The sequence below is a fragment of the Roseospira navarrensis genome, from assembly GCF_009601025.1.
Taxonomy (GTDB): domain Bacteria; phylum Pseudomonadota; class Alphaproteobacteria; order Rhodospirillales; family Rhodospirillaceae; genus Rhodospira; species Rhodospira navarrensis.
This window is the reverse complement of the sequence record NZ_WIVE01000022.1, coordinates 1-21,917: the sequence shown is the minus strand read 5'-3', so window position 1 is coordinate 21,917 and position 21,917 is coordinate 1. Positions and strand designations below refer to the sequence as shown.

Genomic DNA, 21,917 nt, shown 5'->3' with positions numbered 1-21,917 from the left:
CGGCGGGTGGTGCGGCGGCTGTCGGGGCCTCGAACGCTCCATCGGCGGCGCCCTTGTCTCCGCTCTCGCTTCTGCCTACCTTTCGTCGCCGGACCGCGACCGCGCGTCCCCGACCGGAGCCTTCGCCATGTCCTCCCTGAACGGCCGCCGCATTCTGCTGATCGTCTCGGGCGGGATCGCCGCCTACAAGGCGCTGGAGCTTGTCCGCCGCCTGCGTGAGCGCGGCGCCGCCGTGCGCGCCGTCATGACCGGGTCCGCGCACCAGTTCGTCACCCCCCTGTCCCTGTCGGCGCTGACCGAGGACAAGGTCTACACCGACCTGTTCTCGCTGACCGACGAGGCGGAGATGGGGCACATCCAGCTCTCGCGGGACGCCGACCTGCTGGTGGTGGCGCCGGCGACCGCCAACATCCTGGCCCGCATGGCCCACGGGCTGGCGGACGATCTGGCCTCGACGGTGCTGCTGGCGACCGACACGCCGGTGCTGGTCGCGCCCGCCATGAATGTTCGCATGTGGGAGCATCCCGCGACCCGCGCGAACATGGACCTGCTGCGGACGCGCGGGATCGCGGTGGTCGGCCCGGACTCGGGCGATATGGCCTGCGGCGAATACGGGCCGGGCCGCATGGCGGAGCCGGCCGCCATCCTGGAGGCCATCGAACGCGCCCTGACGGGACCGGACCAGCCGCTGAAGGGCCGCCGCGCCCTGGTCACCAGCGGACCGACGCACGAGCCCATCGACCCGGTGCGCTACATCGCCAACCGCAGCTCCGGCAAGCAGGGCCACGCCATCGCGGCGGCCCTGGCCGCGTTGGGGGCCGAGGTCACGCTGGTGACGGGGCCGGTCACGCTGCCCGATCCGCCGGGGGTGCGGGCGATGCATGTGGAGAGCGCCCGGGACATGCTGGCCGCCTGCCGCGAGACCCTGCCCGTGGATGTGGTGGTCTGCGCCGCCGCCGTGGCGGACTGGCGGGTCGCGGACGCGGCCGACCAGAAGCTCAAGAAGGGGTCGGGAGGGGACGCGCTGGCCCTGTCCCTCACCGAGAACCCGGATATTCTCGCCACGCTGTCCCAGGCGGGCGAGGGCCGGCCGGGGCTCGTGGTGGGTTTCGCCGCCGAGACGGAACAGGTGGTCGAGCACGCCCGCGCCAAGCGCGACCGCAAGGGCTGCGACTGGATCCTGGCCAACGACGTGAGTGCCGCCACGGGCACCTTCGGGGGCGATGCCAACACCGTGCACCTCATCACGGCGGACGGCGTGGAGTCCTGGCCGGCGCAGTCCAAGGCGGAGGTGGGTCGGGGCCTTGCCGCCCGCATCGCCGACGCCCTGGGGCCGGCGGCATGACCGGCTCCCTGAGCGTTCCCATCCGCCGTCTGCCGGGCGCCGAGGATCTGGACCTGCCGGCCTATGCCACGGCGGGTGCGGCGGGCCTGGATCTGCTGGCTGCGGTCGCGGAGGATGTGGTTCTGACCCCCGGGGCCTTCGCCACCATCCCCACCGGCATCGCCCTTGCCCTGCCGGCCACGCACGAAGCCCAGGTTCGGCCGCGCTCCGGACTGGCGGCGCGGCACGGGGTCACGGTGCTGAACGCGCCCGGCACCATCGACGCGGACTATCGCGGCGAGGTGGGCGTGATCCTGGTCAACCACGGTCCGGAGGCCGTGACGGTGAGCCGGGGCATGCGCGTCGCCCAACTTGTCGTCGCGCCGGTCACGCGGGTGGCCTGGGAGCCGGTGGAGATCCTGCCCGACAGCCCGCGCGGGTCCGGCGGCTTCGGCTCCACGGGCACGGGCCGGACGCCGAGGTCGGATCCGCTTTAGGCCGCCCAGGGGCAATAGGTCTCCAGGAACAGGCCGCAGATGAACGCCACCAGCGCCTTGTCCACGTGGCGCGGGTGGCCGTCGTCGCCGCCGAAGCCGCTGAGGCCCAGGGCGGGCGCGATCTGGGTGACGATCTCGTAGCTGGGGAAGTAGGTGAACCCGGGCTCCTCCTCGCCGGCCAGGGCGACGGCGTAGCGCACGATGGATTTGGACACGGCGTTCGCTTCGAACACGCTGAACGCGGAGGCCGTGCCCTCCAGCGGCACGGGCGACACCGTGATGAAGATGCGCACGGCCGGATTGAGCGCCCTCAGCGCCCGAACCCCCTGCACGATCCGGTCCGCCACATGCTCCGGCGTGCTGAAGCGCGACAGGCGGCCGGACCGGCGTTGCTCGCCGTCGATGGGGCGGGTCTCGGCGAACCCCAGGGTGAGAATGACGCAGGGGGTGCCTGTCCGGATCAGTCGGGCCGTATCCTGACGGGCGGCGAGCGCCGCGAACTGGGCCTCGGCCGGGTTTTCCTCCGCCAGCGCGACATGGTGGCTGGCGATGCCCCGGTCCTGAAAGGCCGTGTGGATGTTGCGCGCGAAACAGGTGCCGAGCACCACGAAAGTCGCGTCTTCGGGGATCGGGTCGGGCGCTTGCCCGTGACCGTCTGCGTCCAGGCCGAGCGCCGCCGTCAGATAGGTTCGGGAGTTGGTCTGCTGGCGGGCGCGGGGATACAGCGTGCTGCGCGCCCGCCGGACTTTTTTCGCGTAGTGGCGGACCTGCTCCAGCGTGTCCGACCCCAGGCCCGCGCCCTCCAGCGTCTGGCGCGTGGGGGTGTCCGCGTCCTCCAGACACCAGGCCCAGTGTTCGGCCAGCCGTTCCAGAAGGTCATGCCGGGGATCGTGGACCTGCGCGAGAAAGATGAACAGTTGGGCCAGCGCCCAATGATACGTCCCGTCGTTCTCTCGGCTGCCCATGATGAGGGACAGCAGCGCCATCAGGTCCGTGTTGTAGAACGCGCGCGACCCTTCTGTGGCCCCCTTGGCGATGGCCGGTCCGGCCGTGGCCAGATCGAGCGTCTCCCGGGAGCGCGCCTCGGTTTCGCCGTCCAGGACAGGGGGGAAGCAGAGATCGGCGATCTGCTGTTTCAGGGTGGCCTTGGTGATGGGGGGCATGACGGCCGCTTGTGCTGGGATCGGTGCGCGCAGGTGTTTCCCTAAGGCGCAGGCTCACGCCTGCCGGCAAACTATCGTCCTGAGCCTGTCTGCGCAACGATCGGTAGGGGAGGCGCCCCCCGATCACGCCTGATCCTCTGCGAGTTGCGCTTCCAGCGCCGCCACGTCCTCGGCGTCCAGCACGGCCAGGGCCACCGAGGGCGCGAATCCCTTGCGGGCCAGCGCCGCCATGTCGCGCTGGCGGTGCTCGGCGCGGGCGGCGGCGCACGACCGATAGGGACCCAGCCGCTTGCGTCGGGCGAGGGTCGCGGCGGCCGCAAGGTCCGGATCGGGGGCGTGCTCCTCCAGGGCCTCCAGCGCGGTGTCCACCGTGTCGCGGTCCACGCCGTCGGCGCGCAGACGCGCGGCGATGGCCCGGCGCGAGTCGCCCCGGCGGAACAGGGCGCCGGCCTTGGTCTCGGCGTGTTTCGCGTCGTCCAGCAGGCCGAGGCGCTCGAACTTCTCCACGATGGCGTCGATCCACGCGGCCGCCGCCGCCCGGTCCACGTCCGGGTGGATGCGGGCCGAGCGCTCCACCCGCCGCCACAGGACCCGACGCAGGCGCTCCGAACTGGCCGAGAACCGTTGCAGGTAGAACACGGCCGCGTTCTCAAGCGATGGGGCCGAGACCTTCCGCGGCGCGCGCGGGCGCCGGTTCGGGTCCTCCGCCGGGCGCTCCGGATCGGAGGGGCGCCGTTTCTTCTCTTGCCGTGACCGCATGACGGCCCAGATAGCACGCAGGGCCCGGGCCGGACCATGACCAACCGTCATCGTCGCATCCCTTGCGCCGACGGCCCGCCGGGCCTAAACAGCCGACATGCCCCAAAATGTTTACAGGAGCCTCTCCGTGCGCGATGGCGCCAAGATCGACCGTGACACCCTTCCGCCGCCGCGCCACATCGGCGCGGTCAACTGGCGCGGCACCTGGGAGCTGTACCTCAAGGAGGTGCGCCGCTTCCTGAAGGTCTACATGCAGACCATCATGGCGCCCATCGTCACCACCCTCATCTTCCTGGCGATCTTCGTTCTGGCCCTGGGGCGGGACGTGGCCCAGCACGTGCCGGGCATCTCGTTCATGGAGTTCCTGGCGCCGGGCCTCATCATGATGGCGATGGTCCAGAACGCCTTCGCCAACACCTCGTCGTCGGTCATCATCTCCAAGGTCCAGGGCAACATCGTGGACGTGCTGATGCCGCCGCTGTCAGGTGGGGAGATCCTGGCCGCCTATGCCCTTGGCGGGATCAGCCGTGGCCTGGTGGTCGGCGTGGCCGTGCTGGTCGCCATGGCGTTCTTCGTGACCATCCACGTGCACAACGTGGGTTTCATCCTGTTCCACGCCATCGGGGCGTCCATGATGCTGTCGCTGCTGGGCATCATCGCGGGCATCTGGGCGGACAAGTTCGACCACATGGCGGCCGTGACCAACTTCATCGTCACCCCGCTGTCGTTCCTGTCGGGCACGTTCTATTCGATCGACCGGCTGCCCGAGAACATGCAGATCGTGGCTCACATCAACCCGTTCTTCTATATGATCGACGGCTTCCGCTACGGCTTCATCGGGCATGACGACGCGTTGCCCATGGTCGGGCTGGTGGTGGTTGGGCTGACCAACGCCCTGCTGCTGGCCGTGGGCTATGGGATGCTGCGGTCGGGCTACAAGCTCAAGGCCTGACGTCGAGAGAAGGCCGAGGGGGGCCGCGCCGTGCTGCCGTTTCCGATGATCGATCCCATCGCGTTCGAGCTGGGACCGCTGGCGATCCGCTGGTATGCCCTGGCCTATATCGCCGGCCTGCTGCTGGGCTGGTGGTACGTCCGCCGGCTGGGCCAGGCGCCGCCGGCCGTGCTGCCCGGCGAGCGCGCCGACGACTTCCTGGTCTGGGCCACCCTGGGCGTGGTGCTGGGCGGGCGGCTTGGCTACGTGCTGTTCTACAATCCCGGCTATTACCTGTCGCACCCGCTGGAAGTCGCCATGGTCTGGCAGGGCGGCATGTCCTTCCACGGCGGATTTCTGGGGGTGATCGCGGCCGTCATCCTGTTCGGCCGCCGCCATCGCATTCCGATTCTCTCCATGGGCGACATCATCGCCTGCGCGGCGCCCGTGGGCCTGTTCTTCGGGCGGCTGGCGAACTTCGTGAACGCCGAGCTGTACGGCCGCCCGGCCCCGGACCTGCCGTGGTCCATGGTGTTCCCGACCGATCCCCTGGGTCTGCCGCGCCACCCCAGCCAGCTCTACGAGGCCGCGCTGGAGGGGCTGCTGCTGTTCGTCATCCTGGCGGTGCTGTGGCGGGTGCCGGCGGTCCGCTTCCGGCCGGGCAGCCTGATCGGCGTGTTCATGATCGGCTACGGGGTTTCCCGTGTTCTGGTCGAGTTCGCGCGCGAGCCCGATCCCCAGCTCGGCCATCTGTTCGGCCTCGCGACCATGGGACAGATCCTGTCGGTGCCGATGATCCTGGCCGGCATCGGGTTCCTGGCCCATGCGTGGCGGCAGCCGCGCCGGGACCCCGCATGACCGACGGCACGCTGGACGCGCGCCTGCGGGCGCGGATCGCGGCCGAGGGGCCGCTGCCGGTCGAGACCGTCATGGCCGAGGCCAACGCCGCCTATTACGCGCGCGGCCCGGCCATCGGCGCGGCCGGGGATTTCGTCACGGCGCCCGAAATCAGTCAGGTGTTCGGCGAGATCATCGGCCTGTGGCTGGCCGTGGTCTGGCAGATGATGGGCAGGCCGCCCCGCGTGATCCTGGTCGAGTGCGGCCCGGGGCGCGGCACCCTGATGGCGGATGCCCTGCGCGCGCTGGCGCCCGTGCCGGCGTTCCGCGCCGCCCTGGAGGTCCACGTCGTCGAGACCAGTCCCACCCTGCGCGAGACCCAGCGGGCGACCCTGGGCGACGCGGTTGCCGCCTGGCACGACACCCTGGCGACGGTGCCGGACGACGCCCCCCTGTTCCTGGTCGGCAACGAGTTCCTGGACGCCCTGCCGGTGCGCCAGTACGTGCGGGCGGCTGGGCGCTGGCACCTGCGGCGCGTCGGGCTGGACGGGGCCGGGGCGCTCGCCTTCGTGACCGGAGAGCCCGCCCCGGCCGACGACCTCCATCCCCGGTTGCGGGACGGCGCGCCCGATGGCGCCCCCGATGGCGCGATCGCCGAGGTCTGCCCGACGGCGCGCGAGTTCGTGTCGGATCTCGGTCGGCGCATCGTCCATCAGGGCGGGGTCGGGCTGCTCATCGACTACGGTCATCCGCGATCCGGCTGCGGGGAGACCCTGCAGGCCGTGCGCGGGCACCGATATCATCCCGTTCTGCGGGATCTTGGCACGGCGGATCTGACAACCCATGTGGATTTTGAGGCATTGAGTCGATCAGTCGCGGCGTTCGGCGCGGCCGCCCACGGACCAGTTGAACAAGGGGTGTGGCTGCGCGCGCTGGGCGCGGAGGCTCGGGCGGCCATGCTGCGCCAGGGGGGCTCGCCCGAACAGGATGCGGAGATTCAACGTGCGGTTCGCCGCTTGATCGATCCGGAAGAAATGGGCAGGTTGTTTAGGGCCTTTGCCGTAACGGGGACGGAATCGGACGTCCTGCCAGGGTTCGAGGGGATGTGAAGCATGATCACCGTATCCGCGTTGAATGCCCTGAGCCGGGTCCGTCATGCCTATTTCACCCGGGGCGGTGGGCAGTCGCAGGGGGTGTACGCGACCAACAACTGCGGCTTTTCGTCCCAGGACGATCCGGCGATCGTTCAGCGCAACCGGCTGCGCTCCGTTGAGCGAATGGAGATGCCGCCCGAAACCCTGGTGACGGTCGCCCAGCAGCACACGACAGAGGTCCTGGTCGCCGATGGGCCGTGGCCCCAGGACAAGCTGCCGGTGGCGGACGGGATCGTGACCACCAAGCCCCGGCTGGTGCTGGGCGTGCTGACGGCCGATTGCGCGCCCGTGCTGATGGCCGATGGCAAGGCCGGCGTGGTGGCCGCCATTCATGCCGGCTGGCGCGGCGCGCTGAACGGCATCCTGGCGAATGGTGTGGCGCGCATGGTGGACCTGGGCGCGCGTCCGGATCGCATCGTGGCCGGGATCGGCCCGTGCATCGGCCAGCGGTCCTATGAGGTGGGGCCGGAGTTCCCCGGCATGTTCATGGAGCAGGACGAGGACAACGGCGTCTTTTTCGCGGCCGCCCGCCGCGAGGGGCACTTCATGTTCGACCTGCCCGGGTTCGTCGCCAAGCAGCTCGCCCGCGCCGGGGTGCGGGAGATCATGCCCACCCCCTGCGACACCTGCCGCGAGGAGGCCCGTTTCTTCTCCAACCGCCGGGCCACCCTGCGCGGCGAGCCCGATTACGGCCGTCAGTTGTCGGCCATCGCGCTGGAGCGCTGAGGGGGCGACGCATGCGGCGGGTCTCGCCGGGACCGGGTCCCCTGCTGCCCTGGGCGGCCGGGGCGTTGGCCCTGGTTCTTGTTCTGGCGGGCTGCGGGTTGCCGCAGCCGTTCCGCCACACGGCCTATGCGCCGGATTCCAACCCGCTCGTCAGCCTGAGGGCCGGCGCCGGCGTGACGGTGCTGCCGGTGGCCGGCGCGCCGCCGCCCCTGGACCGTCTGATTGCCGAGGATCTGGCGGCGCGCCTGCGGGCGCGCGAGATCCCCGCCGTGGAGCGGGACGCGCCGACGGCCGACACGGCCGGGCTGCGTCTCGCCGGCTGGCTGCAGGAGGTGCTGCCGGAGCCGGGGGCGGATGGTGCCGGCTCGCTCATGCGGGTGACGGTGCTGTGGAACCTGACGGCCTCGGACGGCACGGTGCTCGACCAGACGCGGCAGACCCTGCGGATTCCGTCCCGGGACTGGGCCGCGATGGATGCGCCCGTGGCCGCGCGGGTGGCGGCCGACGCCAGTGCGTCCGTGGCCGCCCTGGTGCTGGGCGAGGCCGCGGGGCCGTCCCGTCCGGCTGGTCCGACCGGCGTGGCCTCCCGGGCCCCGGCGCCGCCGTCCCCTTCCGCCGAACCGGCGCCGCCGCCGCAGGCGCCCGCCGGGACCGAAGCCGCGCCGACGCCCCCGCCGCAGCGCCCCCCGCAGAGGGAGGAGCCGCCGGCCGCCCCGTCCGTCTCCGCGCTGGTGATGGCCCCGCCGGAGGTCACCCGCGCCCCCGGCGACGGCAAGCAGGCGCTGGAGGCCGCGCTCACCCGGCTGTTCCGGTTCAACGGCGTGACCATCGCGGAAGGGCCGGCGGACGACCGTCTCCGCGTCCGGGGCGCGGTGGAGGTGCTGCCCTCGACCCTGGCCGGGCAGGAGCGGGTTTCCATCGTGTGGGACCTGCTGGATGTGGACGGCGAGAGCCTGGGGCGCATCAACCAGGAGAACCTGATTCCCAAGGGCGCGCTGGATGGGGCCTGGGGCGAGACGGCGGCCCTGATCGCCGAGGGCGCGGCCATGGGGGTGGGCGAGATTCTGGTGCGCAAGGGGCTGGTGACGCCGCCGCAACGGTGATGGGCGTGACTCCGCAATGAGGGCGTCGGGACCCATTCAACAGGTTTCCGGTTCCCCGGGGCTCATCCCGGTGTGACATAACCGTGAATGCCGTGTTGTCGGTGCAGGACCCGGTTGTTATAGTCCGCCCGCCTGGCGGCGGGGGGCGCCCCGGCCGTCACGGCCCGCGACGGGAACCGCCGGGTCCGGATCCTGGTTGCGGACATCGCTGCGCCCGCTGTCGCCCGCCCATCGCCTCCAGGGACACCGCCCCATGAAACTTGTGGCCTGCAACGGCAACCGCCCGCTTGCCGAAGCCATCGCCGCCTATCTCAACCTTGAATTGACAGATGCCTCCGTGCGCCGCTTTTCGGACATGGAAGTCTTCGTGGAAATCCACGAGAACGTCCGCGGCGAGGACGTGTTCGTCATTCAGCCCACCTCCTATCCCGCGAACGACAACCTGATGGAACTGCTGGTGACGCTGGACGCGCTGCGCCGCAGTTCCGCGCGCCGCATCACCGCCGTGATTCCCTATTTCGGGTACGCCCGACAGGATCGCAAGACCTCGCCGCGCACGCCGATCACCGCCAAGCTGGTGGCCAACGTGATCGCCGTCGCCGGGGCCAGCCGGGTGGTGACGCTGGACCTGCACTCCGGACAGATCCAGGGCTTCTTCGATATCCCGCTGGACAACCTGTTCTGCGTGCCGGTGTTCGCCAAGGACATCCAGGACCGCTATCCGGACGAACGCCCCATCGTGGTCTCGCCGGACGTGGGCGGCGTGGTCCGCGCCCGGGGTCTGGCCAGCCGGATCGAGGCCGATCTGGCCATCATCGACAAGCGTCGCGAACGTGCGGGCGTGTCCGAGGTGATGAACATCATCGGTGACGTGCGCGGCCGCCTGTGCATCCTGATGGACGACATCGTGGACTCGGCCGGCACCCTGTGCAATGCGGCGGTGGCCCTGAAGCAGGCCGGCGCGACCGGCGTCAGCGCCTATGTCAGCCACGGCGTGCTGTCGGGCGGCGCGGTTGCGCGCGTCACCTCGTCGCCGCTGGACAGTCTGGTCATCACCGACAGCATTCAGGCGACCGAGGCCATGCGCCTGGCCAAGAACGTCCGCCAGATCACCATCGCGCCCCTGATGGCCGAGGCGATCCAGCGCATCAGCGACGAGCGGTCCGTCTCCAGCCTGTTCGATTGATCGCCGGGCGCGTCGCGCCCGAAGGGTCTCGGGCCGGGGTGAGCAACTGCCGGCCCGGAATCACGTGGCTTCATCACGTGCCCTCATCACGTGGCCTCATCACGTGGCCTCGCGAGATCCTCACCGCGTGTTGCGGCGCAGGATGACGCGAAAGACGCGGCGAGAGTCGGACCCTCTCACCGCCGGTCTCAGCCGCGCCCCATGAAGGGCATGGTCGTGGCCATGATGGTCATGAACGGGATGTTCGCATCCAGCGGCAGGTCGGCCATCTGCACCACCGCGCGGGCCACATGCGCCACATCCATGACCGGCTCCGGCTTCAGGCTGCCGTCCGCCTGCGGCACGCCCTTGGTCATGGCCGCGGTCATGTCGGTGGCGGCGTTGCCGATGTCGATCTGACCGCAGGCGATGCCGTAGGGGCGGCCGTCCAAGGCGATGCTGCGCGTCAGCCCGGTGATGGCGTGCTTCGAGGCCGTGTAGGGCGCCGAGCCCGGGCGCGGCGCATGGGCGGAGATGGACCCGTTGTTGATGATGCGCCCGCCGCGCGGGTCCTGGCGCTTCATCAGCCGGAACGCCCCATGCGCACACAGAAACGCCCCGGTCAGGTTCACGTCGATGGCGTGACGCCAGTGTTCGACGGTCAGGTCTCCGAACTCGGTGGACGAGACGAACGTCCCGGCGTTGTTGAACAGCACGTCCAGCCGCCCGAACGTCGCCTCGATGGTCTCGAACAGTCTGGCGACCGCCGCGGCGTCGGTGACGTCGCAGGGGACCACAGGCAGGTCCGCGCCGTGGGACCGCGCGCGCGTCTCCTCGAGTGTTTCGGGGGTGCGGCCGCACAGGGCCACGCGGTAGCCGGCCTCGCCGAGGGCGAGGGCGACCGCGCGTCCGATTCCCGAGCCCGCGCCGGTCACCAGTGCCGTTCTTGTCATGGGGAGACGTCTCCTTCCAGGGTCCGATCGCGCCCGGTGTCGGGGTGATCCAAAGGTTCGGTCAGAAAGCCGTGGACGATGTGCACCAGCTCCATGCGGCGCCGGTCGAGCATGGACCAGTGCCCGGCCCGGCCCAGCACGACCAGCCGCCGGACGGGCGTGCCCGACAGCACCGCGAACAGGCCCCGGGCCTGGTCCGGCGGAGTCTCCCGGTCCCACTCGCCCACCACCAGAAGGCAGGGCGCGCGAATGGCGCCGGGGTCGTAGGGCACGTCGCCGATGCACCAGGTATCCAGCGAATCCTGGATGGTGCCGTTGGGCGCGCGGATCGCGGGCGGGGTCCGGGTCCGGGCCACCGGGTCGCTGTCCAGCACGGCCTGTTCCCAGCGCTCCAGCCAGTCCGGCGACACCAGCGCGGCGCGTTCGGCCTCCGGTGTCCCGTTCAGCCGTCGCCGACGCATGTCCGCCACCGGAACCCAGCGGTAGGCGCCGATGCTCGTGGCCCCCGGGGCGATGATCGGCGGATGCTCGTGGAACCACTGCGGCCCCACCAGCACCAGCCGCGAGACCAGGGCCGGGGCCTGCGTCGCCAGGGCGGCGCAGACGGCGGCGCCCCAGGACCAGCCCAGCAGGGTCACGCGCTCGTGGCCGGTCTCGGCGCGGATGGCCGCGACGGCGGCGGCGACGGCGGCCACGGCCTCGGGCGTGCGGGTCACGGGGGGGAAGGCGCTGGGCGGGCGGTCCATCTCCGGCGGCCGGTCGGAGCGTCCGTAGCCCGGCAGATCGACCGCATAGGCGGGCGTGCCGCGCCGGGCCAGGGCCTGCAGCCAGGACAGGCCGTCCAGCGACAGGTCGAAGGTGGCGTGCCCGGGGAACGTCGAGCCGTGCACGCACAGCAGCGGCGGCCGTCCCGTGCCTGCTGGCGCGTCGGCGGGGCGCTCGCCACACAGGTAGACGGTCCGCCCGCCGTACCCCGCGACGGGCACATGACGGTCCGTCCGCACCAGCGCGGGGCCGGCGGCGGTCGTGTCGTCTCGCTCCCCCTGCGTCATGGCGTCAGGGCCGGGGCGGCGCGGCGCCCTGTCCGCGCCGAGTCGGGCCGCGGCTGGGGCATAGTCGGGTCCTCCCTCATGGCGGAGCCGTTCTCGGGCGCGGTCACCTATCAGGGCAACCGGAAAGCCGTTCCATCAGGTGCAGGTTTGCACTAGATTGCCGGGCCCCCGGGCGCGATTCCGGCCCATCAGGACGCGGAGGACACCATGAGTGACGAGGCCCAACGGACCGGCGAGACCGACGTGGGCGGCATTGCCGCCGAACAGCTTCGCTCGTTTATTGAACGCATCGAAAACCTTGAGGAGGAAAAAAGCAACCTCCAGAACGACATCAAGGATGTGTACGCCGAGGCCAAATCTACCGGGTTCGATACCAAGATCATGCGCCAGATCGTGCGCCTGCGCAAAATGGACCGGGACGATCTGGCCGAGCAGGACGAGCTGCTCGACCTGTACCGCCGGGCCGTGAACGTCTGAGGGCCGCCCCATGACCGGCGATCGGCAGGCCCCGGGGCCTGGAGGGTGGATCGAGCGTCTGGGCCGTCTGGTGGAGGGCCCGCGATTCCAGCGTGTCATCATCACGCTGATCGTGCTGAACGGCATCTCGCTGGGGCTGGAGACGAGCAAGGCGGTGATGGCGGCCGTCGGGCCGGCGCTGCTGGCCTTCGACAAGGCCGTCCTGGCCGTGTTCGTGGTCGAGATCGGCGGCAAGCTGCTGTATCGGCGCGGGTCGTTCTTCCGCAACGGCTGGAACGTGTTCGATTTCGTGATCGTCGGAATCGCGCTGATTCCGGCGTCCGGGCCGCTGGCCGTGCTGCGTGCCCTGCGCATCCTGCGCGTGCTGCGGCTGCTGTCCGTGGTGCCGCAGATGCGCCGCGTGGTGGGGGCGCTGCTGGCGGCGATTCCCGGCCTGATGTCGGTCGGGGCGATCATCCTGCTGGTGTTCTACGTGGGCGCCGTGCTGTCCACCAAGCTGTTCGGCGACACCTTCCCGGACTGGTTCGGCACCATCGGCGCGTCCATGTACACGCTGTTCCAGGTCATGACCCTGGAAAGCTGGTCCATGGGCATCGTCCGGCCGGTGATGGACGCCTATCCGTATTCCTGGCTGTTCTTCGTGCCGTTCATCGTCGCCACCAGCTTCGCGATTCTGAACCTGTTCATCGGCATCATCGTGGATGCCATGCAGGTCGTGCACCAGCGCGAGCAGGACGAGGCCGATGCGGCCGCCGAGCTGGCCGGCACCTATGCGCCGGACAAGCAGACGGAACTGATCCTGGCAGAGGTCCGGGAGTTGCGGGCGGAGGTCTCGGCGCTGCGCGCGGCGGTCTCCGATCCGCGGGCCGCGGGCGAGGGGTAATCCCGGCCGAGGAAAAGGATGAACCTGTCCGTCGGCCGGTCTCAGACACCAACAAGCCCAGGGCGGTTCAGGGTTCAGGGGGAAACCGCGAGGACTCCCCCTCCTCGACTGGATCGGACCCGGGCGCCTCTTGGCAAGCGGCCGGGCGAGGGGCACACTCCGCGCCATGTCCAAACCTCACCCTTCGCGCGATGCGTTCCTGGACCGCCTGCTGGCCGGATTCGGTCCGCTCGGATCGCTGGAACCCGAGGCGCGCCGCCTGCTTGAGGGCGGTGTGCGCCCGGCCCACATCCCGGCAGGTGCGGTCGTGTTCCGCGACGGCGACCGCTGCGAGTCCTTCAGTCTGGTCCTGGCCGGGCGCGTGCGGGTGCAGAAGGTGTCGGAAGGCGGCCGCCAGATCGTGCTCTACCGCGTGGAGCCGGGCCAGACCTGCGTGCTCACGACCAACGCGCTGCTGGCCGCGCTGCCCTATGGGGCCGAGGGCATCGCCGAGACCGATGTGAGCGCCGGCGTGCTGCCCGCCGGGGTGTTCCAGGGCCTGGTGGCCACCTCGGCCGTGTTCCGCCGGTTCGTGTTCTCCGCCTACGCCACGCGGATCGGGGACCTGTTGCTGCTGATCGACGAGGTCGCTTTCGGCCGCATCGACGCGCGACTTGCACAGGTGCTCTTGACCCGCGCCGACGCTTCCGGGATCGTTGTGGCGACCCATCAGGATCTGGCGATCGAGCTGGGCACCGCCCGCGAGGTCATCAGCCGCCAGATCAAGGACTTCGAGCGCCGCGGATGGGTCTCCGCCGCGCGCGGTCAGGTGATGGTGACGGACCGCGCGGCGCTGGACGGTGTGCGCGGGCGGGCGTGAGCAGAACACTCCGGACCACGGTGCGCGCGGGGGGGTACCCGCGGACGGGTCCGATCAGGGAGAGCGATCATGTTCGATTTCGAGAAGAATGTCGGCTTTTACGACAGCATGGCGCGGATCTTTTTCGGCGTGTTCCTGATTTCCTTTGCCATCTTCGGGGGGCCCCATATGGCTGTGGGCTGGCTCGGCATCATTCCGCTGGTCTCCGGTCTGATGGGCAAGTGCCCCATGTACCGGCTGCTGGGCGTTGATACCCGCAAGTACGGGTGATTCGGCCGCGCGTTCGAGTCTTGATCGTCCAGGCTGCGACGAGGCCCCTTCGTCGCAGCCTGTTTTCTTGCGCGGTCGGGACCGATCACCCCGACAGCCGGGCGAGCGCGCGCACGATGGCGCGCCGGATGCCCGGCTCCATGGCCGCGTGGCCGGCGTCCGGCACCATGTCCAGGCGGCTGCCCGGCCAGGCCTGATGCAGCGCCTGGGCCGTGACCGGCGGGCAGACCATGTCGTAGCGGCCCTGGATCAGGGTTGCCGGCAGGTGGGCGATTCGCCCCACGTCCCGCAGAAGCTGCGCCTCGTCCATGAAGCCGTGGTGCATCATGTAGTGCGCTTCCATGCGGGCCAGCGGCAGACAGGCGGCGGCGGAGTTCTCGCCCAGACGCGGCACCAGCCGCGAGCAGGATTCCTCGTACCGGCTCCAGGCGACGGCCGCCGGCCCGTGCACGGACGGGTGGGGATCGCACAGGCGGCGGTAATAGCTCTCCAGCGGGCTGGCCCGTTCCTCTTCGGGCAAAAAGTCCAGGAACGCGGCCCGGGCCTCGGGGAAGAACACGCCCATGCCGTTCAGGAACCAGTCCACCTCCTGGGCGCGGAACAGGAAGATGCCGCGCAGCACAAAGCCCAGGCAGTGTTCCGGGTGGGCCTGTCCGTAGGCCAGGGCCAGGGTGCTGCCCCACGAGCCGCCGACCACGTGCCAGCGCGCGATGCCCAGATGCTCGCGCAGGCGTTCGATGTCGGCCACCAGATGCCATGTGGTGTTGGCGGTGATGTCCGCCCGGGGCGCGGACCGACCGCAGCCGCGCTGGTCGAACAGCACGGCCCGATGGCGGGTCGGGTTGAAGAATCGGCGATAGGACGGCGCGATTCCGGCGCCGGGGCCGCCGTGCAGGAACAGCACGGGGACGCCGTCAGGGGCGCCGCACTGCTCCCAGTACAGCGAGTGACCGTCCCCCACGTCCAGAACGCCGGACTCGAAGGGGTCGATGGGCGGATGCAGATCGGTCAGGTCCGCGTGGCTGGTGGCGGCGTGGGCACTCACGATCGTCCCCGTGCGGTCTGAAAGGTCAGGTTCATGATTACGACGGGCGCGTCCCTCAAGACCACTGTTTTCCGGCCGGATCAGTGGTGAAAAGGGCGCGCGCCGCCGCCAGGTCGGAGGGCTGGTCGATATCCCGGATCACCGCCGGGTCGTCCACCACCACCTGCCGCAGGCGGCCGGCGTGCTGCAGGATCAGGTCCCGGCCGCCCCGGTCGCCGGTCAGGGCGGCGAGCGCCGAACGGTAGTCCGCCCCCCACAGCACCGGGTGCCCCGCGTGTCCGTCATGCATGGGCCGCAGGATCGCCGACGCGGGGTCCAGGTCTGCGCTCAGGGCGGCGCGCATGGCGTGGACGGTGTCGGCCTGCAGTCCCGGCATGTCGCCCAGGGCGATCAGAATGCCGTCCACATCCGCCGGCAGGGCCGCCACCCCCGCGGCGATGGAGCGGCCCATCCCGTCGGAGAAGTCCGGGTTGTAGACGCCCGAGAACCCCAGACCGTCGAGCGCCGCCGTGACCTTGGCGGCATCCCGGCCCGTCACCACCACGCGCGGCGCGTCGGCCGGCAGGGCGGCCCGAAAGGGCAGGGCCGCGCGGCGGACCACCGGCATGCCCTCCAGGTCGCACAACAGCTTGTTCGGGCCGCCCATGCGCCGTCCGAGTCCGGCGGCCAGCAGCACCACGGCGAGGCGCCGTCCAGGGTCTTGCGGCGGCGTGCTCATGGGCCCGGGCCTGCGTGCGCCGCATCCAGGATGGCCCGCAGCCCCTCCCGATACCCCGGGTACCGCAGACGCACGCCCAGACGAGTCTTGAGGCGGTCGTTCCGCACACGCCGGGTGTCGGCATAGAAGCTGCGCGCCATGGGCGACAGGTCCGCGTCTTCGAGCGGCACTTCCGGCGGCGGCTCCACGCCGAGCAGGGCGCAGGCCTCGGCAATCACGTCCTGCGGGGGGGCCGGCTCGTCATCGGCACAGTTATAGATCGCGCCCGGATACGGCCGGGCCATGGCGGCTCGCAGCACCTCGGCGATGTCGTCCACGTGGATGCGGCACACCACATGCCCGGGTTTCACCACCCGGTGGGCGCGGCCGGCCCGCACGCTGTCCAGGGCGCTGCGGCCGGGGCCGTAGATGCCCGCCAGCCGGAATACCTCGACCGGGCGACCCTGATCGCGCCACAGGTTGAACCAGTGCTGTTCCGCCTCCAGCCGCCGGATGGAGCGCGCCTGGGTGGGGCGGGTCGGACTGTCCTCGTCCACCCAGGCGCCGTCCGCATCGCCGTAGACGCCGGTGGTGGACAGGTACCCGATCCAGCCCAGCCCGTCGGCGGCGGCGAGATCATCGCCCATCGCCCGCAACACGGGGTCGCCCCGATCGTCCGGCGGAATGGACACCAGAACGTGCGAGAACCGCCGCAGGGTGCTCGGGGGCAGGGGGCGCTCTCCGTCGAACACCAGCCCCTCAAACCCGTCGTCCTCCAGGGCGGCGGCGCCGGCTTCGGTGCGGGCCGTGCCGGCGACATGCCAACCCTCGGCGCGCAGGGCACGCGCCAGGCGATGGGCGGTATAGCCGAGGCCGAGACAGAGGAGGGCGGGGGCAGGGGGAGAGGACATGAGACGGGATCCGACGGGTTGCGGTGAAGAGTTCGCTGTTGCGTTACATAAGAGCCATGACCGCCCGTGACGAGGGGGGAGGCCCGGGCGTACCCTGCGCTGCGCCGCGCCATTCCCTGTCTCGCTGCCCGAAAGGGACCGCTATCATGAGTCCGCGCCTTGCTTCCGCCTGTCCTGCTCTGCTCGCCGCCGTGCTGCTCGCCGGACCCGTGGCCGCCGAGACGCTGCCGGTCGAGGACCCGCAGGCCGCTTATGCGCGCTGCATGGAGATGACCCGCGACCGGCCCCGCGATGCCTTCGGCGCGGCCGTGGCCTGGGAGGGTCTGGGCGGCGGCGAGGCGGCCCGGCACTGCGCGGCCGTGGCGCTGTTCGCGCTGGGTGAATACGCCGAGGCCGCCGCGCGCCTGGAGATCCTGGCCGAGGAAAGCCGCCAGCCGCTGCCGTTGCGGCTTGAGGTCCTGGCGCAGGCCGGGGCGGGCTGGCTGCGGGCCGGGCGGCCGGGCCGGGCCGAGGCCGCGCTGGGCACCGCCATCCGCCTCGCCGAGACGCCGGTGGAGGGCGTGCCCTCGGCGCTGCCGGACCTGCTCATCGACCGGGCCACGGCGCGCGCCGATCAGGGTCGGGATTCGGCGGCGGCCGACGATCTGGACCGGGCGCTGTCGTTGCGGCCGAACGATGCCGAGGCGCTGGCGCTGCGGGCCTCTACGTTGCGGCGCCTGGGCGCGCTGGCGGCGGCGCGCGCGGATGCCGAGGCCGCGCTGGCGCGCGACCCGACCCATCCGGGCGCGCTGCTGGAGCGGGGGAACATCCACCGGCTGGCGGGCGAGGCGTCGGCGGCGCGCGCGGCCTGGATGCGCCTTCTGGAGACCGCGCCGGACAGTCCGGAGGCCGCCGCCGCGCGCGAGAACCTCGCCCGCCTGGACGTGCAGGGGACGGATCAGTAGGGGGCGATGGAGATCACCCCTGCGGCTCCGCCGGGGCCTCGCGCACATGGACGATGCCGAGGGCGGCGCCGCTGGCGTCCTGCAGAATCGCGATCCGGTAGGGACCCACGTCGAATGGCGGGCGCAACACGGTGCCGCCGGCCGCCTGTACCGCGTCCATGGCCGCGTCCACATCGGGCACGGCGATGTGGGAGAACCAGTGCGGCGGAATGCCGTCGAAGGCTTCGCCCTCCATCCGGAACAGGCCGGCCACCGGCTCGTTGCCCAGGTGGGCCACCCAATAATCCGAACTGAAGGGCGAGGCGACGAAGGTCCAGCCGAAGAGCCGGCTGTAGAAGTCCTTGGCGGCCTCGACGTCGCGGGTCATCAATTCGGTCCAGCAGAACCGATGGACCGGCGTCGCCTCTGTCGGGGTCGGATCGGACATGATGGGGCCTCTGTGGGAGTCGCGTTGAGGGGGGGGCGGTCAGGACTCGGCCGGCGCTGCCCGGCGCCGCAGTCCCCGGGGTTGCAGTCGCCGGCGGGCCGACAGGCGGTCCATGGCGCCGGTCCAGGACTTGCTTTCCAGGATCATCAGGCAGCTTTCCAGCCGGCCCTTGAAGCGGCGCTGGTGGATGTCCGAGGCAGGATCGGCCAGCCCCGCCATCAGTGCGCCGTGCAGGTCCATCAGGCGCAGGTACGCCGCGATCAGCCGGAAGGCCACCGCCCGGTCCCGGGCCACGGTCTGGTCCGCGGTGCCGAAATAGGCGGTCAGGAAGGCCACGACCTCTTCGGCATTCAGGCCCGCGCGGGCCGCCAGCCCGGCCAGCTCGAACGCCGGATCGCCCATGCAGGACGACCGCCAGTCCACGAACACCACCCGGCTGCCGGTATCGACGCAGGCTTCCGTGGCCTGGGCATTGAGGCAGGGGACGGGCTCCACCGGGTCCGCCGCCAGGGCATCCCGGCACTGGCCGGTGATGTCGGTGACCATGCGCAGGGTGCCCAGCGGCATGCCCACGGCGGTGTCCCGCGTCCAGTCGGTGTCCAGGTCCAGCGCCGTGAAGGGGTCCCCGTCGCCCTCGAACACCACGCCGCTGCGGTGCAGGCGGCGCAGGCTGCGGGCGAACCGGGTGAGCACGCCCGGATCGGCGTGCAGCGCGTTGGCGTCCACCGTGGCGCCCGGCCAGGCGGGCCGGACCCACAGGCCGTCCGCCGGATCGAACTGGAGCGTGGGCGGCGCCAGCCCCAGAGGGGCGCCGCGGGCCAGGTTGGTCCCCTCGCGCGGCGGGCCGGCCGGATCGTCCGGGCCGCCCAGCGGGACCAGCCCGATGGGGCGCCGACGGGAGCGCCCGGCCGTCCACTCGGGCGGCAGACGGACAGCGAGCGGCTCCTCCGCCCCGGCCACCGAAACCGTGCAGTCCGGGCCGGTGGCGGCGCTCAGGTGGGGGGTGACCGTCAGCGCGGCGGGGTCCAGGCCACGCAGCGCCTCCACGCGCGCCAACAGCAGATCCGTCAGGGCGGCGGTGCGATCGTCGGGGGCGGCGGATCCGGTCATTCGGCGGCCCTCCCCGCCAGCGCGGCGGCCCGGTAGCGCCCCAGGGCGGCGGCCGTCCGGTGCATCGGCGTGGCCCAATCCCCGGGCACGGGCTGGCGCGCCAGGGTGACGGCCGGATACCAGACCGAGCGGGGACCTTCCAGGCCCCAGCGCCAGTCGGCGGCGTGGGCGAGGACAACGATGCTCGGCACGGCCATCGCGCCCGCCAGATGGGCCACCAGTCCGTCGATGGTCACCACGGCGTCCATGGCGGCGATGCGGGCGGCGAGGGCGTCCATGTCGTCGGGGTCGGAGGGCGACGTTTCGCCGGGGCCGTCCTCGTTCGGTGCGTCGTCGCGGAAGGCGTCGCCCTCGTCGGCGGCGGTCAGCACGTCGATTCCCGCAAGGGCGGTGAACCGCTCCATGTCCGCGCCCGAGCCGTCGGGCCGCAGGGGGACGAACCGCACGCCGGGCACCGAGGCCAGCGGCGCCCACGCCTCGACCGGGATCAGGCGGTCCGGCCGGGGCCGGGCGGACTGCGGCGCCCAGCACAGACCCACCAGGATGGTGCGGGCGTCGGCCTCGGCGAGATAGGAGGCGCGCAGGGCCATGGCCCACGCGTCATCTGCGGCCAGGGTGGGGGCCGCCGTCACACCGGCGCCCGGATCCGGCCCGATCAGGCGGGCCAGGCTGCCCACGGGCGCCTGGGCGCCGATGGCCGGATCGTGAAGGGCCGGGTCGGGCGGGTCGGCCGCCGCGACCACGGTGGCGTCCGGCTCGGCCCTTGCGACCAGCGGCATCAGTCGGGGGTCCACCTCGAGCACCGGGACGCCGCCCGCCCGTCGCACGGCGGCCGGGGCCAGACGCAGGCCCATCACTTCGTCGATCAGCCCGGTGCGCTCCGAGCGGATCAGCAGTCGGCGCGCCTCCAGCATGTCGCCTGTCCAGGCCGGGGCCGGCACGCCGATTTCGGGGCGCAGCGGGACCCCGGGCCTGGCCTCGTAGGCGGCCCAGCCCTCGGCCCAGTCGCCGCGCTTGAGCAGGCCGTGGGCCAGGGCCAGACGCGCGCGCCGGGTCTCGGGGCCGTCGGGATCGGCGGCTTCGGCCACGGCGACGGCCCGTCGGGCGTGGGCCATGGCGGGATCGAGCTGGTTGCGGCTCTCCAGGACCCGGGCGATCCGGTCGTGCGCCCAGGCGAGGGCGGGATCTCGGATGAGGGCGCCGTGGCACGCCGCCAGAGCCCGGTCCGTGTCGCCGGCATGGTCGGCGACACGGGCCAGGGTCTGCCAGGAGGACGGGGCGCCCGGTGCGGCGGCGATCGCCCGTTCGCTCAGGGCGGCCGCCTCGTCCAGGCGGTCCCGGTCTTCCAGCAACACGGCCCAGAGCGCCAGCAGCGGCCCATGGTCGGTGTCGGCGAGTCGGTCGCGGACCGCTTCGATGGCGGCCAGGGCCGCGCCGTCGTCGCCGGCCGCTCGCCGCGCGACCCCATGAGCGTGCAGGACGGGCGGATCGGCCGGGCGGTGCTCCAGAAGGGCGTCGAGCAGGGCGGTGGCCTGCATCGTCTCGCCCCGCGTGCGCAGGAATTCGGCGGCCTCCAGGGCGAGGGCCGTCCGGTCGTCGTCCGGCGGTCCGGGGGCGTGGACGGCCAGCCGGCCGGCGTCGCGCACCAGCGCCAGGGCGGTTTCGGGGCGACCGTGGGCGTCCGCGTCGCGGGCGCGGTCCATCAGGTCGTGCGGATCCTGCCCGCCCGTGATCTCCACCAGCGGTCCGGTGTCCGCAGGTCCCGGCGCCGGAGCGGCCGGAGCCGCCACCGCCTCGGCCGCCTCGCCGTCCGGGAACACCGCGCGCAGGCGGTGCCGCAGGGCGGCGGCGGCGGCCGGATCGCCGGCGGACTCCGCAACGCGCGCCTGATCCTCCAGCGGGGGCCGCGTGACGCTCGCCGGCAGCCCCAGCATCCAGCCGTCCGACTGCGCGGGTGTCAGCGCGACCAGCGCGGCCATGGCGCGACGCCACGCCGACAGCGCGCCCGGCGCATCGCCCCGCGTCTCCAGCGTGCGCGCCAGCCCGATGGCCGCGCCCACCGCCATGGGCGTCCGGCCGAGGGCGTCCCGGAACGCCGCCTCCGCCTGCTCCAGGGCGCCGGCCCCCAGGCAGGCGCCCCCCAGGGCGATGGTGGCCGCCGTATCGTCCGCGCCCAGCAGGTCGCAGGCCGGAGCCAGCCAGCGCCGCGCCTCGTCGGTGTCGTTCAGACGCAGGGCCGCGAGCCCGATCAGCCGCATCACCTGGCCCTTGTCCGGTCCGTCGGGCATGCGGTCCGCCACCACGCCCAGGGCGAGCACCGCTTCGTCCTGTCCGGCCCGGAACAGGGTTCGGGCGCGGGCCACGGACTCCGCGGATGGATCAGGAACCGGGTCGGATGTCGCCTCTTGCGTCCGGTGTGCGTCGGGCATGTCGCCGTGTCCTCACCCCTCTCTGCGCCCCAACAAAAACACGGGAACATTCCCGCGCCGGTGTCAAGAGTCCTTCACCCAACCAATGCAGGCATCGCGGCACACTTTCCGTTAGGCTCAAATAGCGTTCGCTATGCATTCCCGGATTTGGTATCATGAAGGATACCGAACGCGGGAGGCGGGCATGGATCGGGACACGTT

General features: G+C 71.8%; 23 protein-coding genes. 13 read left to right on the top strand and 10 right to left on the bottom strand.

The annotated features are described in order from the left end of the window. Window positions 1-127 precede the first annotated feature (127 nt). Both coaBC and dut read left to right on the top strand, forming a co-directional pair. On the top strand, window positions 128-1,345 hold the full coding sequence (gene coaBC / locus GHC57_RS08665) for a bifunctional phosphopantothenoylcysteine decarboxylase/phosphopantothenate--cysteine ligase CoaBC (RefSeq protein ID WP_153343217.1): 1,218 nt from the start codon (window positions 128-130) through the stop codon (window positions 1,343-1,345). Further along, window positions 1,342-1,821, top strand: a complete 480-nt coding sequence (gene dut / locus GHC57_RS08660) for a dUTP diphosphatase (RefSeq protein ID WP_153343215.1) — start codon at window positions 1,342-1,344, stop codon at window positions 1,819-1,821. Before coaBC ends, dut begins: the two co-directional genes overlap by 4 nt. Here dut and GHC57_RS08655 read toward each other — a convergent pair. Together GHC57_RS08655 and GHC57_RS08650 are read right to left on the bottom strand one after the other, a co-directional pair. Further along, complete coding sequence (locus tag GHC57_RS08655; protein ID WP_153343213.1) at window positions 1,818-2,984, bottom strand: GSCFA domain-containing protein; 1,167 nt, start codon at window positions 2,982-2,984, stop codon at window positions 1,818-1,820. The two genes, dut and GHC57_RS08655, sit on opposite strands and share 4 nt — an antisense overlap. Window positions 2,985-3,107: 123 nt before the next feature. Further along, complete coding sequence (locus GHC57_RS08650) at window positions 3,108-3,623, bottom strand: RecX family transcriptional regulator (RefSeq protein WP_343031145.1); 516 nt, start codon at window positions 3,621-3,623, stop codon at window positions 3,108-3,110. 247 nt (window positions 3,624-3,870) lie between these two features. Here GHC57_RS08650 and GHC57_RS08645 point away from each other — a divergent pair, with 247 nt between their 5' ends. The 6 genes from GHC57_RS08645 to GHC57_RS08620 all read left to right on the top strand — a co-directional run bounded on the left by GHC57_RS08645 (window position 3,871) and on the right by GHC57_RS08620 (window position 9,680). Then, window positions 3,871-4,695, top strand: coding sequence for an ABC transporter permease (locus GHC57_RS08645; protein WP_343031144.1), 825 nt, complete (start codon window positions 3,871-3,873; stop codon window positions 4,693-4,695). Window positions 4,696-4,740: 45 nt separating this feature from the next. After that, window positions 4,741-5,532 carry a prolipoprotein diacylglyceryl transferase gene (gene lgt, locus GHC57_RS08640; protein ID WP_153343287.1) on the top strand — a complete coding sequence of 264 codons (792 nt, stop codon included), beginning with the start codon at window positions 4,741-4,743 and terminating at the stop codon, window positions 5,530-5,532. Next, on the top strand, window positions 5,529-6,620 hold the full coding sequence (locus tag GHC57_RS08635) for a class I SAM-dependent methyltransferase (RefSeq protein WP_153343207.1): 1,092 nt from the start codon (window positions 5,529-5,531) through the stop codon (window positions 6,618-6,620). The genes lgt and GHC57_RS08635 overlap by 4 nt, the downstream gene beginning before the upstream one ends. 3 nt (window positions 6,621-6,623) lie before the next feature. Then, window positions 6,624-7,391 (top strand): peptidoglycan editing factor PgeF, encoded by a 768-nt coding sequence (gene pgeF, locus GHC57_RS08630; protein WP_153343205.1) that lies wholly within the window; start codon window positions 6,624-6,626, stop codon window positions 7,389-7,391. Window positions 7,392-7,402: 11 nt separating this feature from the next. Then, entirely contained in the window at window positions 7,403-8,494 is a 1,092-nt protein-coding gene (locus tag GHC57_RS08625; protein ID WP_153343203.1) for a hypothetical protein, read from the top strand. A 253-nt stretch (window positions 8,495-8,747) separates the two neighbouring features. Then, window positions 8,748-9,680 carry a ribose-phosphate pyrophosphokinase gene (locus GHC57_RS08620; protein ID WP_153343201.1) on the top strand — a complete coding sequence of 311 codons (933 nt, stop codon included), beginning with the start codon at window positions 8,748-8,750 and terminating at the stop codon, window positions 9,678-9,680. Between the two features lie 188 nt (window positions 9,681-9,868). Here the strand turns inward: GHC57_RS08620 and GHC57_RS08615 are convergent, their stop codons facing one another. Continuing rightward, a complete protein-coding gene (locus GHC57_RS08615; RefSeq protein WP_153343199.1) occupies window positions 9,869-10,612 on the bottom strand; it encodes an SDR family oxidoreductase in 744 nt (247 codons plus the stop codon). Beyond that, on the bottom strand, window positions 10,609-11,664 hold the full coding sequence (locus tag GHC57_RS08610) for an alpha/beta fold hydrolase (RefSeq protein WP_153343197.1): 1,056 nt from the start codon (window positions 11,662-11,664) through the stop codon (window positions 10,609-10,611). The genes GHC57_RS08615 and GHC57_RS08610 overlap by 4 nt, the downstream gene beginning before the upstream one ends. Window positions 11,665-11,871: 207 nt before the next feature. Between GHC57_RS08610 and GHC57_RS08605 the strand changes: the two genes are divergently transcribed. The 4 genes from GHC57_RS08605 (at window position 11,872) to GHC57_RS08590 (ending at window position 14,153) form a co-directional block, all read left to right on the top strand. Continuing rightward, window positions 11,872-12,141: a DUF2312 domain-containing protein gene (locus GHC57_RS08605; protein WP_153343195.1), complete on the top strand. Its 270-nt coding sequence runs from the start codon at window positions 11,872-11,874 to the stop codon at window positions 12,139-12,141. Between the two features lie 10 nt (window positions 12,142-12,151). Beyond that, the gene (locus GHC57_RS08600; RefSeq protein ID WP_153343194.1) at window positions 12,152-13,024 is read left to right on the top strand and encodes an ion transporter; all 873 of its coding nucleotides are present in this window, start codon (window positions 12,152-12,154) and stop codon (window positions 13,022-13,024) included. Window positions 13,025-13,190: 166 nt separating this feature from the next. Beyond that, entirely contained in the window at window positions 13,191-13,883 is a 693-nt protein-coding gene (locus GHC57_RS08595; RefSeq protein WP_153343192.1) for a Crp/Fnr family transcriptional regulator, read from the top strand. A gap of 69 nt (window positions 13,884-13,952) precedes the next feature. Next, window positions 13,953-14,153, top strand: a complete 201-nt coding sequence (locus GHC57_RS08590) for a YgaP family membrane protein (RefSeq protein ID WP_153343190.1) — start codon at window positions 13,953-13,955, stop codon at window positions 14,151-14,153. An 85-nt stretch (window positions 14,154-14,238) separates the two neighbouring features. On the opposite strand, the gene pip is transcribed toward GHC57_RS08590, so the two are convergent. From pip to GHC57_RS08575, 3 genes are read right to left on the bottom strand one after another with little or no spacing between them, the layout of a single operon-like run. Then, window positions 14,239-15,198 (bottom strand): prolyl aminopeptidase, encoded by a 960-nt coding sequence (pip, locus tag GHC57_RS08585; protein WP_170294771.1) that lies wholly within the window; start codon window positions 15,196-15,198, stop codon window positions 14,239-14,241. Window positions 15,199-15,253: 55 nt separating this feature from the next. After that, on the bottom strand, window positions 15,254-15,916 hold the full coding sequence (locus GHC57_RS08580) for a nucleotidyltransferase family protein (RefSeq protein ID WP_153343188.1): 663 nt from the start codon (window positions 15,914-15,916) through the stop codon (window positions 15,254-15,256). Continuing rightward, complete coding sequence (locus GHC57_RS08575; RefSeq protein ID WP_153343186.1) at window positions 15,913-16,806, bottom strand: SDR family oxidoreductase; 894 nt, start codon at window positions 16,804-16,806, stop codon at window positions 15,913-15,915. Before GHC57_RS08575 ends, GHC57_RS08580 begins: the two co-directional genes overlap by 4 nt. Window positions 16,807-16,952: 146 nt before the next feature. Between GHC57_RS08575 and GHC57_RS08570 the strand changes: the two genes are divergently transcribed. Then, window positions 16,953-17,750 carry a tetratricopeptide repeat protein gene (locus GHC57_RS08570; protein WP_153343184.1) on the top strand — a complete coding sequence of 266 codons (798 nt, stop codon included), beginning with the start codon at window positions 16,953-16,955 and terminating at the stop codon, window positions 17,748-17,750. A 13-nt stretch (window positions 17,751-17,763) separates the two neighbouring features. Here GHC57_RS08570 and GHC57_RS08565 read toward each other — a convergent pair whose 3' ends face one another. The 3 genes from GHC57_RS08565 to GHC57_RS08555 are packed head-to-tail and all read right to left on the bottom strand — an operon-like array spanning window position 17,764 to window position 21,650. After that, window positions 17,764-18,177: a VOC family protein gene (locus GHC57_RS08565; RefSeq protein WP_153343182.1), complete on the bottom strand. Its 414-nt coding sequence runs from the start codon at window positions 18,175-18,177 to the stop codon at window positions 17,764-17,766. 39 nt (window positions 18,178-18,216) lie between these two features. Then, complete coding sequence (locus tag GHC57_RS08560; RefSeq protein WP_153343180.1) at window positions 18,217-19,287, bottom strand: phosphotransferase family protein; 1,071 nt, start codon at window positions 19,285-19,287, stop codon at window positions 18,217-18,219. Beyond that, window positions 19,284-21,650, bottom strand: a complete 2,367-nt coding sequence (locus GHC57_RS08555) for a tetratricopeptide repeat protein (protein WP_153343178.1) — start codon at window positions 21,648-21,650, stop codon at window positions 19,284-19,286. Before GHC57_RS08555 ends, GHC57_RS08560 begins: the two co-directional genes overlap by 4 nt. Window positions 21,651-21,917 lie beyond the last annotated feature (267 nt).

What these genes read in the sequence shown, in the direction of transcription:
- coaBC (WP_153343217.1), top strand. Translation starts at nt 128, where the DNA reads ATGTCCTCCCTGAACGGCCGCCGCATTCTGCTGATCGTCTCGGGCGGG.
- dut (WP_153343215.1), top strand. Translation starts at nt 1,342, where the DNA reads ATGACCGGCTCCCTGAGCGTTCCCATCCGCCGTCTGCCGGGCGCCGAG.
- GHC57_RS08655 (WP_153343213.1), bottom strand. Translation starts at nt 2,984, where the DNA reads ATGCCCCCCATCACCAAGGCCACCCTGAAACAGCAGATCGCCGATCTC.
- lgt (WP_153343287.1), top strand. Translation starts at nt 4,741, where the DNA reads ATGATCGATCCCATCGCGTTCGAGCTGGGACCGCTGGCGATCCGCTGG.
- GHC57_RS08635 (WP_153343207.1), top strand. Translation starts at nt 5,529, where the DNA reads ATGACCGACGGCACGCTGGACGCGCGCCTGCGGGCGCGGATCGCGGCC.
- pgeF (WP_153343205.1), top strand. Translation starts at nt 6,624, where the DNA reads ATGATCACCGTATCCGCGTTGAATGCCCTGAGCCGGGTCCGTCATGCC.
- GHC57_RS08625 (WP_153343203.1), top strand. Translation starts at nt 7,403, where the DNA reads ATGCGGCGGGTCTCGCCGGGACCGGGTCCCCTGCTGCCCTGGGCGGCC.
- GHC57_RS08620 (WP_153343201.1), top strand. Translation starts at nt 8,748, where the DNA reads ATGAAACTTGTGGCCTGCAACGGCAACCGCCCGCTTGCCGAAGCCATC.
- GHC57_RS08615 (WP_153343199.1), bottom strand. Translation starts at nt 10,612, where the DNA reads ATGACAAGAACGGCACTGGTGACCGGCGCGGGCTCGGGAATCGGACGC.
- GHC57_RS08610 (WP_153343197.1), bottom strand. Translation starts at nt 11,664, where the DNA reads ATGACGCAGGGGGAGCGAGACGACACGACCGCCGCCGGCCCCGCGCTG.
- GHC57_RS08605 (WP_153343195.1), top strand. Translation starts at nt 11,872, where the DNA reads ATGAGTGACGAGGCCCAACGGACCGGCGAGACCGACGTGGGCGGCATT.
- GHC57_RS08600 (WP_153343194.1), top strand. Translation starts at nt 12,152, where the DNA reads ATGACCGGCGATCGGCAGGCCCCGGGGCCTGGAGGGTGGATCGAGCGT.
- GHC57_RS08595 (WP_153343192.1), top strand. Translation starts at nt 13,191, where the DNA reads ATGTCCAAACCTCACCCTTCGCGCGATGCGTTCCTGGACCGCCTGCTG.
- GHC57_RS08590 (WP_153343190.1), top strand. Translation starts at nt 13,953, where the DNA reads ATGTTCGATTTCGAGAAGAATGTCGGCTTTTACGACAGCATGGCGCGG.
- GHC57_RS08580 (WP_153343188.1), bottom strand. Translation starts at nt 15,916, where the DNA reads ATGAGCACGCCGCCGCAAGACCCTGGACGGCGCCTCGCCGTGGTGCTG.
- GHC57_RS08575 (WP_153343186.1), bottom strand. Translation starts at nt 16,806, where the DNA reads ATGTCCTCTCCCCCTGCCCCCGCCCTCCTCTGTCTCGGCCTCGGCTAT.
- GHC57_RS08570 (WP_153343184.1), top strand. Translation starts at nt 16,953, where the DNA reads ATGAGTCCGCGCCTTGCTTCCGCCTGTCCTGCTCTGCTCGCCGCCGTG.
- GHC57_RS08565 (WP_153343182.1), bottom strand. Translation starts at nt 18,177, where the DNA reads ATGTCCGATCCGACCCCGACAGAGGCGACGCCGGTCCATCGGTTCTGC.
- GHC57_RS08560 (WP_153343180.1), bottom strand. Translation starts at nt 19,287, where the DNA reads ATGACCGGATCCGCCGCCCCCGACGATCGCACCGCCGCCCTGACGGAT.